Origin of the sequence: Acinetobacter sp. YH12052 (assembly GCF_013419835.1) — a bacterium.
GTDB classification, from domain to species: domain Bacteria; phylum Pseudomonadota; class Gammaproteobacteria; order Pseudomonadales; family Moraxellaceae; genus Acinetobacter; species Acinetobacter amyesii.
Genome location: NZ_VOZI01000014.1, coordinates 22,735 through 35,866, shown reverse-complemented (window position 1 = coordinate 35,866; position 13,132 = coordinate 22,735). Strand labels below are relative to the sequence as shown.

At 42.9% G+C, this 13,132-nt stretch carries 9 protein-coding genes; 4 read left to right on the top strand and 5 right to left on the bottom strand.

Annotated elements, in window-relative coordinates:
* Nucleotides 1–334: 334 nt before the first annotated feature.
* The 3 genes from FTU06_RS11655 to dxs form a co-directional block, all read right to left on the bottom strand.
* Nucleotides 335–2,146 (bottom strand): DEAD/DEAH box helicase, encoded by a 1,812-nt coding sequence (locus tag FTU06_RS11655; protein WP_180146787.1) that lies wholly within the window; start codon nucleotides 2,144–2,146, stop codon nucleotides 335–337.
* A 457-nt stretch (nucleotides 2,147–2,603) separates the two neighbouring features.
* Entirely contained in the window at nucleotides 2,604–3,434 is an 831-nt protein-coding gene (locus tag FTU06_RS11650; protein ID WP_078189303.1) for an inositol monophosphatase family protein, read from the bottom strand.
* Nucleotides 3,435–3,546: 112 nt separating this feature from the next.
* Nucleotides 3,547–5,457: a 1-deoxy-D-xylulose-5-phosphate synthase gene (dxs, locus tag FTU06_RS11645; RefSeq protein ID WP_180123923.1), complete on the bottom strand. Its 1,911-nt coding sequence runs from the start codon at nucleotides 5,455–5,457 to the stop codon at nucleotides 3,547–3,549.
* A 311-nt stretch (nucleotides 5,458–5,768) separates the two neighbouring features.
* On the opposite strand from dxs, the gene ribA reads away from it, so the two are divergent.
* Nucleotides 5,769–6,371, top strand: coding sequence for a GTP cyclohydrolase II (gene ribA / locus FTU06_RS11640; protein WP_168379100.1), 603 nt, complete (start codon nucleotides 5,769–5,771; stop codon nucleotides 6,369–6,371).
* 94 nt (nucleotides 6,372–6,465) lie between these two features.
* Here ribA and hemN read toward each other — a convergent pair whose 3' ends face one another.
* Entirely contained in the window at nucleotides 6,466–7,839 is a 1,374-nt protein-coding gene (gene hemN, locus FTU06_RS11635) for an oxygen-independent coproporphyrinogen III oxidase (protein WP_180146785.1), read from the bottom strand.
* 277 nt (nucleotides 7,840–8,116) lie between these two features.
* Between hemN and hemF the strand changes: the two genes are divergently transcribed.
* From hemF to aroE, 3 genes are all read left to right on the top strand, one after another.
* The gene (gene hemF, locus FTU06_RS11630) at nucleotides 8,117–9,058 is read left to right on the top strand and encodes an oxygen-dependent coproporphyrinogen oxidase (protein WP_180026069.1); all 942 of its coding nucleotides are present in this window, start codon (nucleotides 8,117–8,119) and stop codon (nucleotides 9,056–9,058) included.
* A gap of 228 nt (nucleotides 9,059–9,286) precedes the next feature.
* A complete protein-coding gene (locus FTU06_RS11625) occupies nucleotides 9,287–9,508 on the top strand; it encodes a hypothetical protein (RefSeq protein ID WP_180146782.1) in 222 nt (73 codons plus the stop codon).
* Between the two features lie 101 nt (nucleotides 9,509–9,609).
* Entirely contained in the window at nucleotides 9,610–10,398 is a 789-nt protein-coding gene (gene aroE / locus FTU06_RS11620; RefSeq protein ID WP_168379097.1) for a shikimate dehydrogenase, read from the top strand.
* An 86-nt stretch (nucleotides 10,399–10,484) separates the two neighbouring features.
* Here aroE and FTU06_RS11615 read toward each other — a convergent pair whose 3' ends face one another.
* Entirely contained in the window at nucleotides 10,485–12,995 is a 2,511-nt protein-coding gene (locus FTU06_RS11615; protein ID WP_180146779.1) for a hypothetical protein, read from the bottom strand.
* Between the last annotated feature and the right edge of the window lie 137 nt (nucleotides 12,996–13,132).

Genomic DNA, 13,132 nt, shown 5'->3' with positions numbered 1-13,132 from the left:
ATGAGCGCATATCCCTGCATTCCATCAGGTAAATTGTTTTTTATTATTAATGCGATTTTATAAAGGGTGTTTTCAACCCAATAGAAGAATTTAGTTAAAATAATTGTATATATAGTAAACGATATTACACAATAAGAGTGTCAAACCGATATAAGGCATAAGTACCTCGATCATCACTGTACGCATATTTGCCAACGCGTTTCCGTTCATATTAATTATCATTAAACACATAAAGTTTGATCAAGTATACATTTTTCTGATTAAAAAGCTAATTTAAATCCATAAAAAAAACCGGTGTTTCCACCGGTTTTTTCGATATTCCTTCGAAATTCAATTAGTCATTGAATTTACGACGTGGACGGTCTTCACCGAAAGTGCGTTCGCCACGTGGTTTATCATCACCGAAACGTTTTGGACGGTCATCGCCGAAACGTTTTGGACGATCTTCACCAAATGAACGTTGAGGACGGTCACCGTTGAATTCACGACGTGGACGATCTTCACCAAATGAACGTTTTGGACGATCGCCATAACCTTCACGAGCTGGTTTGTAATCTACACGGTTACCACGGTTGTCATCGTTAGAACGACGGTCAAAACCACCTTCACGACGTGGACGATCGCTGTTAAATTCGCGACGTGGACGATCTTCAAAACCGCCTTCACGACGTGGACGATCGTTGTTAAATTCGCGACGTGGACGATCTTCGAAACCGCCTTCACGACGTGGACGATCGTTGTTAAATTCGCGACGTGGACGATCTTCGAAACCGCCTTCACGACGTGGACGATCGTTGTTGTATTCGCGACGTGGACGATCTTCGCCACCGAATGAACGACGTTCGCCATCACGGTTGCCTTCACGACGTTTGAAGTTTGATTCACCTTCAAAACGACGACCGCCACCGAAACCACCACGACCACCGCGACCGCCATCACGACGACCACGACCGCCATCACGGCTACCGCGTGCAGGAGGTGGAGATGGCTCAAGACCTTCAATTTCAGACACATTTAAACGTGCATCTAAGAAGTCTTCTAAAGCACGGATTTTACCGCGTTCACGGTAAGTCGCTAAAGTAATCGCGTTACCAGTACGGCCCGCACGACCTGTACGACCGATACGGTGTACATAGTCTTCGTTCTTCATTGGAAGACCGAAGTTAATTACGTGAGAAATTGTTGGTACGTCTAGACCACGTGCAGCAACGTCAGTCGCAACTAAGATTTTTGCACGACCTTCACGAATGCTACGTAAACGACGGTTACGTACAGTTTGTGGCATTGCACCGTGAAGAGCGACAACTGAGTGACCTGCTTCTGCAAGTTCTTCAGCCAACATATCTGTATCTTCTTGAGTAGATGCGAATACAACTGCTTGATCTACAGACTCATCAGATAACCAGTGAGTCAAAAGTTTTTTCTTGTGTTCGAAACCGTCAGTCCAGTGAAGAGTCTGAGTAATGTCAGTATTTGTAGAGTGACCAGTTTCAATCGCAATACGCTGTGGATCATTCATCATGCGTTCTGCAAGTGTAATGATACGCGGCGCAAATGTTGCAGAGAACATTAATGTTTGTTTACGGTTAGCAGCCAAGTCGCTGATCGCTTCTAGGTCTTCAGAGAAACCTAAGTCAAGCATACGGTCAGCTTCGTCAACGATTAACGCATCAACGTTGTCTAATTTAATTTGACGACGGTTAACCAAGTCAAGTAAACGACCTGGAGTCGCTACGACAACTTGTGCACCTTTAAGCTGTTGGATTTGTTTACCGAAAGGCATACCACCCATGATTGCAGCAATACGAACACCTTTCATGTGACGTACTAAAGCAATTGCGTCTTGGCTAACCTGTTGAGCCAATTCACGTGTAGGGCAAAGTACAAGAATAGACGGTGCAGTTACCGCTTTCATGCGCTCTTTGAAAGACATCAATGTGTCTTGACCAGCCAAAGCATTCACAGTTGGGAGTAAGAATGCAGCAGTTTTACCAGAACCAGTTTGGCTTGATACAAGAAGGTCTTGACCTTCTAATGCAGCTGGAATTGATTGTTCTTGCACTGGAGTCGGAGTAGTAAAACCTAGACCTTGTAATGCTAGTTGTAACGACTCATGTAAAGGAAAATCAGCAAAAGTTTTGCTCATAGAGTATTTCACCCCAAAAATGGGTGCTCCATTAAAAATATAAATTCAGATGGACATCGGCAAAAAGCGGCACAGCAAAAGACGCTGAAAATATAGAATCAGCGGCGATCCGAGAACGACGATGCGTATAACGCACACATGATTACAGCCGCAACCTGAAGGAATCGCTTAGCGATTGGGTGGGGCGCGAAATATCGTCCTCTCTTTGGACCGGAACGCGCATACACAATGATAGAAGAGAATGTTCAGGTAATGAACGAAATTTAGTGCGTGCGGGGATTATAGCAGAAAGTTTTTAAATGTCACCTGTTTTAGTCAACTTCAGAATATTTTTTGTAAGAAGCTTTAAGTTATAGGTGTTTAAGCCATTATTTTTGACCGATTAGACAAAAATAAAGCCCTCATAAAGAGGGCTTTATTTCATTATTCTGTCAATAAACTCGAACTAAGCGTTCTATTATTTAGCAGCTTCGCCCCAAGCTGGAACTACAGCTTGCATAAGCGGTTTAAGCATTTTCATAGAACATGCAAGTACTTGACCATTGTCCATTGAGTCGTTACCACCACGAGCATCAACCACAGTACCACCCGCTTCTTTCACAATAAGTTCACCCGCAGCAATGTCCCAAGGTTTCAAACCAAGTTCGAAATAACCATCGAAACGACCTGCAGCAACATATGCTAGATCAAGAGCAGCAGAACCTGAACGACGGTATTGAGCACCGGCTTCAGTCACATTTAACAATGAGTTGAAATGGTTTTTCGCATAAGAAACCACTTCGCCATTACGAATTTTACGATACGCATGACCCACTGAAAGGAAAGTGTTTTCTAAGCTGTCTTTTACATTTACACGAATACGGCGTTGGTTCATCATCGCACCGCGACCACGGCTTGCAGAGAACAACTCATCTTTCACAGGGTCATAAATAACACCGTGTTGAGTTACACCTTTATGTTGAACTGCAATAGAGATACAGAAATGTGGAACACCATTGACAAAGTTTAATGTGCCATCAAGTGGGTCGATGATCCAACACCAATCAGCGTCGTGACCTTTGCCTTCTTGAAGACCAAACTCTTCGCCTAGGAAACTGTGATTTTTATAGCTTTTACGTAGGGTATCGATAGTCAATTGTTCCAAATAACGGTCTACACGCGTTACTGGACCATCAATTCCTTTTTCTTCGACTTGTAGATCGAGTTTATGACGATTTTGATGCGCTTTTAAAAGCTCTTGACCAACTAATTGAGCCGCACGCGCAGCCATAACCACCATAGGTTCCATTGAACACCCACTACAAATTTGAAGATACTGATAAAGAATAATGCATAAAAGCCCTTATATCTTATCAAATATAAGGGCTTTTAGGGAAAAAATGTTTCTAAAAATTAGAAAATCAACAAACCACAGTTTGCTTATGTTTTAGCCAGCTTTGTGTCACAGAAGCGCTAATGCCTTCAGCATCCAGTCCAGCCTGATGCAACATTTGAGCATGTGTTGCTTGATGCATGAACTCGTCAGCCAAACCTAAATTCAGCACAGGCTTAACCACGCCTGCTTGGGCTAAATATTCATTTACTGCACTGCCCGCACCCGCCATGACTGCATGCTCTTCAACTGTCACAAACAGTTGCGTACTTGCTGCGATTTGATCGATCAACTGTGTATCTAATGGCTTCACGAAGCGCATATTAATCACACGTACAGCCACATCTAGCTTTGTCGCTAAAGCCTGTCCTGCCTCTAGTGCCGCTTGAACACGACTACCGAAAGCCAGAATAGAAATGGTGTCATCTTGCTGATCATTGAAGTTTGCAAGAATTTCACCACGGCCAATTTCAAGCTCGGTCATCTCTTGCTGAATCTCAACACCCAGTCCATTACCACGTGGGTAACGTACCGCCGCTGGGCCTTTATACAAATAAGCCGTATGCAACATTTGACGACATTCATTTTCGTCTTTCGGCGCCATGATCACCATGTTTGGCACGGTACGCATAAAGGCATAATCATATGCACCGGCATGCGTTGGGCCATCTTCACCAACCAAACCTGCACGGTCGATACCAAATGTCACATCAAGATTTTGCAAAGCGACGTCATGAATCAGTTGATCATAACCACGTTGTAAGAAGGTTGAATAGATTGCAACAACCGGTTTTACCCCTTCACAGGCCATCCCCGCAGCCAAAGTCACCGCATGTTGTTCTGCAATGGCAACATCAAAGAAACGCTCAGGAAACTGCTTGGCAAATTGCACCATGCCTGAACCTTCACACATCGCTGGGGTAATCGCCAATAAACGATCATCCTGTGCAGCTTCATCACATAACCACTGACCAAAAACATCTGAATATTTCGGTGCAGTTGCCACTGCAACGGGTGCATTCACTTTACTGATGGCATGGTATTTGATTTGATCTGCTTCGGCAGGTGCAAAGCCTTTACCTTTTTTGGTATAGACATGCACTAAACGTGGGCCTGTGCGTTTTTTTAAGGCTTCAAACACATTTGTTAATTGTTCAACATCGTGCCCATCAAAAGGACCAAAGTAGTCAAAGCCAATGGCTTTAAATAAGTTATCTGCAGCATCGGTCGCAGCACAATGTAGACGTGAGTTATACGCCCATTCAGGATGCGGTTGAATATAGGCTTCGCCACTTTCAGAAATATTAACCGATTGACCACTTTCCCAAATCGCAGCCAAATGCTTGGCAAAACCACCGGTACTGCATGAAATCGACATATCGTTGTCGTTCAATACCACCATAAGGTCAGCATTGTGTGCCACCGCATCGTTCATGGCTTCAAAAGCCATGCCCGCTGTCATCGCGCCATCACCCACGATTGCAACCACATGACAGGGATCTTGCTTGAAGCGACGTGCCAATGACATCCCAAGACCAGCAGAAATCGCTGTTGATGAATGGCCTACGCCAAAGGTGTCAAATTCAGATTCTTCACGGGCAGGAAACGCAGCCAAACCATCTTTGGCACGAATCGTCACTAATTGTTCACGACGACCGGTCAAGGCTTTATGCGGATAGGCTTGATGACCCACATCCCAAATCAGACGATCACGTGGCGTTTCAAAACAGTAATGTAATGCCACGGTTAATTCGATCACCCCAAGATTGGCACCAAAATGCCCACCACTTTGTCCGGCCGCATACAAAATAAATTGACGTAACTCATCCGCCACTTGCTCTAATTGGCTGCGCTCGAGTAAACGAAGTTGTTGAGGATGGTTAATCGTATCCAGCAACGGTGTTACAGGGCGTTGAGATGGTATTTCTTTATACAGCATAATGTGGCAAAGCCTTCTAAAGCCTGGCAAATTCCTAAGCTCGGTCTAAATGGGTAACTCGATCATATCGTCGAATTGTATCACCTTACAATCAGCCAAACTTGTAGCGATGTAATTTTTAGCAATGATCTCGTTGGGGAGATTTTGAATGAGTCAGATTATCCTGAATAATCTTCCTATTTATCAACTATTATCGTTCGCTTTATACAAAAAAGAAAATGTTCTGCATAAATTCGTCGTTGCAATTCTACCAATGTCCAAGCATTACGCTATACTTTAGCCAATTTATAATCGAATAAACGGGTTAAGCAGTGCCTATAGAATTTGTCGCAACGTCAAGATTACCGACCGCTTTTGGTGAATTCAATATTACGGTTTTTCAGGATCCTGAAACCGGTGAAGAACATGTCGCACTCTCTAAAGGACTAGAACAAGCTCCCACTGAACCTGTTTTAGTACGTATCCACTCCGAATGCCTGACTGGTGATGCCTTCGCTTCACTTAAATGTGACTGCGGCCCACAACTTCAAGCCACCCAAAAATTAATTAATGAAGCGGGCCAAGGGGTGATTTTATATTTACGCCAAGAAGGTCGCGGGATTGGTTTAACCAATAAAATCCGTGCCTATGCCCTACAAGACCAAGGCCATGACACAGTCGATGCCAATTTATTATTGGATCTTCCTGCTGATGCACGTCGTTATGATATGTGTCCTATCATGTTGAATCATCTTAACATTACTGCGGTGCGCCTCATTACCAATAACCCGTTAAAAATTGAAGCTCTACAAGAACAAGGCGTGAATGTCGTTGATCGTGTTCCGCTGACTGTGGGTTTAAATCCCTTTAACGAACAATATTTAAAAACCAAACATGATCGTATGTCGCATATGTATCAAAAGGATGATTTTTAAAAATCCTTTAAATTCTCCATAAATTAATCCCTCCAAACCTCCCTTTACAAAAGGGAGGCTTTCCCCTCTTTATTAAAGAGGGGTTAGGGGAGATTCAAATCGTCATCGAAAAAATACGATTTTCAGGAACACGACGTTTTAATCGTAAATCAAAAGCCATGCAGATATTACGGACAAAAGGCTTGCCTGCATCACTCACCTGAATGTGCTGATCAAAAATCTCGAGCAAGCCATCTTCTTGCATTTCAGCCAATTGCGCTAGTACTTCATCAAGCTCAGGAAATTGCATTTCTGGACCTGCCCAAGAAGTTTGGAAGGTACACATCAAATTGAGAATATGTTTACGAATGATTAAGTCCTCATCTGTCAGCACATGCCCCCGATAGACTGGAATTTCATTCGCTTCTAAACGTGCATAATAATCTTCAATTTTCTTTTCATTTTGTGCAAAGCTGTACCAACAGTCACTGATCGAGGATAAGCCGAGACCAATCATTACTTGGGTTTTCGATGCGGTATAGCCCATAAAATTACGGTGCAAACTGCCCTGCTGAAAAGCTTGATACATCGGATCTTGGGTTAATGCAAAATGATCCATTCCAATCTCATGATAGCCCTGCGCCAGTAGCTGTTTTTTTCCTTCTTCATAGCATTGACGCTTTAAATCATCTTTCGGGACATCAGCATCTTTAAAACCACGCTGACCATTGCCCTTAATCCACGGCACATGTGCATAGCTATAAAAGGCTAGACGATCTGGCATCAAACGAGTGGTCTGTTCAATGGTATGCAACACATCGTTTAAATCCTGAAATGGCAGACCAAAAACCAAGTCATGCGAAATAGAGGTATAGCCAATATCACGTGCCCACTGTGTCACTTGCTCAACATGTGCAAAGGGTTGAATACGGTGGATGGCTTTTTGCACCTTCTCATTATAATCCTGCACCCCATAACTCACGCGTCGAAACCCCACATCGTACAAGGCTTGTAAATGCTCACGTGTGGTATTGTTCGGATGCCCTTCAAAGCTAAATTCATGTACATCGGCAATATCTGCCTGCGCTAGAATGCCTTGAATCAACTGGGTGAGATGCTCAGGAGAAAAGAAGGTAGGCGTCCCCCCTCCCAAATGAATTTCTTTAATCATCGGTCGATCGACCAAGAGCTGACAATATAAGTCCCATTCTTTCAGCACCGCCTGAATATAAGGCAGCTCCATCTCATGTTTTTTCGTGACTTTTTTATGGCAGCCACAAAACGTACATAAGCTTTCACAAAATGGCAGATGGATGTACAGACTGATGCCTTCGCTGTGATTAGTCTCATCAAATGATCGCTTCAAGCCCTGTTTCCACTGTTGCAATGAAAACTCAGCTTCCTCCCAATACGGCACGGTTGGATAACTGGTATAGCGTGGACCCGGTACATTATATTTTTGAATTAAAGAACTCGCCTGCTGAGACATCGATGCACCATTTCAATCAATGAGATTCAATTTAAATCTACCTTATGATTATTGTGCTGAGCTTCAGAAGTGAATTCAACCTAGCAAATTTGTCGGAATAGCCCCAATTTCAGCCTGAGTGATTGCTGCTAACTCTGCATGATCTTTTTGTTTAATCGTTAGATTTCTGAAGTTCAAGCAAAGATCCGATGCTGAGTATCGGGAAAAATGCCTTAAGTTTTCACGTAATTTATGCTTTGATGACACTTATCTTTAAATTATTTTAATAAAGGTCACCATGCAGAATCCAACTTCAGCCGATATTCAACGTGTAGATGAATTCCTTCGCGATTTACAGGCACGGATTTGTGCCGCATTGGAACAGCAAGAACGTGCTGGTGGCGGAAGTGCCGAATTTGCGATCGATGACTGGGAACGCCCTGAAGGTGGTGGTGGTCGCTCACGTGTTCTTCAAAATGGAACGGTGATTGAAAAAGGCGGCGTGATGTTCTCGCACATTAACATTTCAAAATTACCGGCCTCTGCGACTGAACGCCATCCCGCTATTGCAGGTGCAAAAGCGCAAGCCATGGGCGTGTCATTGGTAATTCACCCGAAAAACCCCAACGTCCCGACCTCACATGCCAATGTGCGTTTATTTGTCGCGGAAAAAGAAGGCCAAGATCCGATTTGGTGGTTTGGCGGTGGTTTTGACCTCACTCCATTTTATCCAAATGATGAAGATGTCTTGTCTTGGCATCAAACTGCCCATGATCTTTGTGCCCCATTTAGCGATACGCTCTATGATGAACATAAAAAATGGTGTGATGACTATTTTTATCTAAAACACCGTGATGAACAACGTGGTGTGGGTGGTTTATTCTTTGATGATCTCAACCAATGGGACTTTGAAACCTGTTTCAAATATATGCAGGCCGTCGGTAATGGTTATTTAGAGGCAATTTTACCGATCTTCCAAAGAAACCAAGACAAAGCCTATACCGAAGCACAACGAGACTTCCAACTTTACCGTCGTGGTCGTTACGTTGAATATAACCTTGTCTATGACCGTGGCACCTTATTTGGCTTACAAACTGGCGGACGTATTGAGTCGATTTTAGTGAGTATGCCACCCTTGGCAGGCTGGTCGTATCGTCCTGAATGGGAAGAACATTCTGCCGAGAAAAAACTCACCGACTTTTATTTAAAACCGCAAGACTGGCTGAATACGCTGAAATAAAACGGATAAAGATGTATTCGCCCCTGTCCGTCAGGGGCTTTTTATTGCCTGAGGATTAGAGTATTCATTTTAGGTAATATATTGACGCATAAATAATTTTTTTAAGCATTTACTTTGTAATCAGATTGCTCAACAATGACACATCTTTTAAACAGCTTTAAGCTATGTCATTGCACAATGTGTCAATAAACTCATAGCTGTTATTTTCTTGTACGGAGTACAACGCACATGACACATCAAATACTCAATAAAAAAGCTGTCAATCTTACTCCATTGGTGTTTTGGAGCTTTGCTGTTGTGCTGATCAGCGCCATCAGTACCAATATTTTTTCTGAAACGTCTTTGAATGATAATTTGGCCATTGGCTTCATGGTGGTTGCCTTGATTGGTTTAGTCATCAGTGCTGCCAGCATCTTGATTCAAAGCGTATTAGATATTTGTAATCCTTAATTTCCCCCTTTATTTCACGATTTTAAGACTGCCCGAACTTTAGCCATCTTCGGTTTTGGCGTATATTGTCTGCTCTTTCACATCTACATGGACGCTGTGCAATGAGCAAACAATTTGCCGTGATTGGCAACCCGATTGAACAATCACGCTCACCTGAACTTCATCATGCCTTCGCTGAAAAAACAGGCCTCGACATTCAGTACAGCAAACGACTTGCGCCACTCGATGGTTTTCAGCACAGTGTCGAATCCTTCTTTGCCGAAGGTGGCATCGGTATGAATGTCACTGTTCCGTTTAAAGAACAAGCCTATGCACAATGTGCCGTCCTTACTGAACGTGCCAAAATTGCAGGTGCGGTCAATACACTATGGATGCAAGATGGCACACTCCATGGCGATAATACCGATGGACAAGGCCTAGTCGATGCCATCCGTGCCTTAGATTGGAATTTAGAACAGACCGATATATTGATCATTGGTGCAGGCGGTGCGACACGTGGCGTGATTTACCCACTGGTACAAGCTGGGGCCAAAAAAATCGTGATTGCCAATCGTACTTTAGCGCGTGCTGAACAATTGGTCGCTGACTTAAAAACTGCCGTACCGAATGCCGAACTTGCAGCCATTGCACTCACTGACTTAGCAGGTCAATTTGATCTGGTGATTAATGCCACATCGGCCAGCTTAACGGGTGATGCACTGATTTTGCCTGAAGCTTTACAATTCACGCACGCCTATGAAATGGCCTATGGCAAACCGTCGACGTTTTTGGATCAAGCCAAAGCACGCCATGTTCCGACCTCAGAAGGTTTTGGCATGTTGGTTGGTCAAGCGATTGAATCTTTTTCCATTTGGAATGGCATTAAACCTGATCTAAAAGACTTTCTATAATTCAAAATGATTTGCTCAATTCACTTTCTGAGCAGGCTAAACACCTAAAAAAAGAACCTCAATTGAGGTTCTTTTTTTGATCCAACTTAGTTCTTGTGTTTTTGTATCGCTTTATAGGTCTCATAATAAGCCGATTGGCTGAACAACTCTTCGTGTTCTGCTGCTAGGCCTTGCAATGACGCTTCTGATAATTTTCCTTTGATATCATCAGCAAAGGCTTGCGCATAGATTTTTGATGCTTTCACCAAATGCGCTTTTTCAGTTCCTTCCAGTTCATAACTGGCTAAAAAGTTTTGTTGATATAAATGTGCAAATATCGCCTGATCAGTCTTATAGGTTTTTTGCAACTGCTTCCATTCAACCTGAGCTTTGTACTCGCCAATTCCTGACTGTACATAATGGTTGACCGAAGACCCTAAGTCATCAAAGTCTTGATAGCGATGCAAAGCATGCTTATCACGTAATTGATTTAAACGCTTCAGCGCATTGCCTGTTGGTTCTTTTAAGCCATCAACAAATCGATATGCATAAACTTCTGCAATTTCATTCAAATCATTGGCTGAGTAATAACGCACATACTGAGCGCGATAGTTAGCAAATGCCACGACAAATGCCGCTTGATAGGCTTTCACTTCAGATTGATGACGTTTATAACTTTGCAATGCCACAGTACTGAGATATTCAGGAAGTTCGATTTCTTCATTTGCAGCACGGACATCATCGACCGATGCAGTTTCTGCTTCAGCAAGCAGAGGATCATTTCCCGTGATTGGCGCAAGCAGGCCTTTCAACATATTTTCAAAGAGTGAATCTTTACTGACTTCCTCAATGGATTTTGCCTGTTTCATGGCTTGACGATCAATTTTAGTCGCATTGCCATAATTCAAGATTTGGTTACTACTTTTCAGCTTTAATTGACCTAAACGTGGCTCATTAAAGGCCAATTGATAGTCCATTACTTTGACTCGGCCTTTATGATCTAAGCCTACATCCATCACGACATTCGAAGATGATTTATCCTGTGTATTCAGCACCTGTGCAATTTCAGCTTGATGCTTTTGCCATAATTGCTGGAATTGTTTTACATCGATAAGTTGTTCACTTTGATATTGCTGGAATACCGGCTTTAACTGCTCAACAGCGTCCGCAATCTCAGAATCTGTATTGGATGCGTCCGCAGCAGAGGCCGATGGTACAGCATCTTCTTGCAGCGGTATCACCCGAACATCTTGATAATCCTGACAAAGCGTGACTTTACCAATCGGCACCTGTTTGGTGTTCATCAAGGCCTGACAGACTTCCTCAGATAAGTTCGCTGTTTCCTCATCTTCTTCTGAAGCCGCATAAGCTTCGGTTACTTCAGTATCTGAACTATAGGTTTCTTCGTCATCACCCGCGGTCGCCTCCGCATATGCACTTGCAGTATCGATCGCGTATTCAGCAGATTCAGCGGCAGAAGACGTTTGTTCTTCTTCCGTTTCATGTTGGTGATACATCAGGCCATGCATTTTCGCATTGAGCAGCTCATTCACACGTTCTACAGATGCATAAGCCGCATCAAAGTCTTCATCCTCAGCTGCTGCCGCTACTGCAGTCCCTCCCGCCGCTTCAGCCGCAGCCATCGCCTCTTCGGAAGCACTGAGATGCGCAGCAGCGTCCACAGATTCATCTTGCTCAGCGTCACTATTGCGCTGACCTTTGATTTGCGTGGTGTAATAGTTGGCATTCACAAAATCGAAAAGTTCAAGCTGGGTGTATAGCGCATCGAGATCACCCACATAGCGGATTTTTTTAGTCAGCCCTGCATTTTTTTCATCACGTGTTAAAGCAATATTTTGCACTTGATTCGGCTCTGCTAAGACATAGGGCAAAGCATTCATTTGTTTTAAATAGTCAGCAAATTTTTTCAAATCGTACTGAGCAATCGTCTCTTTATGTTTTGAAAAATCCACATAAGCCAAGCTGCTTTGGCTTTCACGATTTACCATAAACGGCATGAACGCAAAGTAGTTGGTATAAAATTTATGTTGATTAAAATCAATGATCATCGGCAACTGTGCATTGACCTGCAAAGTCGGTTTTTGATAACTCAATTGCAAGGTTAAGGCAGCAAGTTTTTCTCTAAAATGTACTGAACCGCTATAGCTAAACTGTAAATCATTCAACACATTCAGCAGTGATTGAGCAATTTTAGATTGCGGAGAAACGCCATCCTCTTCATCGCTATAACGCGCTGATGGTGGGATCGATTCATTGGCAATGGCTTGATAGAGCTGTTTCTTTTCTTTTTGGCTAAACGGAATATTTTGGGTTTTAATCAACTGATCCAGTTGTTTTTTAAGTTTAGGATCTAGCTCAGGCTGTGTACTAGTTGCAGGCTTTGACTTGGTTTTAGGCTTTTTTTCATCGAACTGAATATCGGTCTGAATTGAAAATTGCCCTTTCATGTCATAACTGGCATTTTCAAACATTGCGTTTAAGCCTTGAGTGGCTTGTTGCCCGAGAGACTGCTCTGTTGAATTGGTTTTTATGACATGTTGAGCACACCCAGTAATACTCAAACCCAGTAAACAAAGTGTTATATATTTTAATCGCATAATTGTACGAAAGACCTACGTTCTTTATGATTTATTAAAAGAAAAAAATGATCAAAAGATCAACATCAAGTCTATCAGAAGTTTATTTTTCACATGTTGGTTAAATATTACAATTCGCCTTTCTGACATTTTTTAAG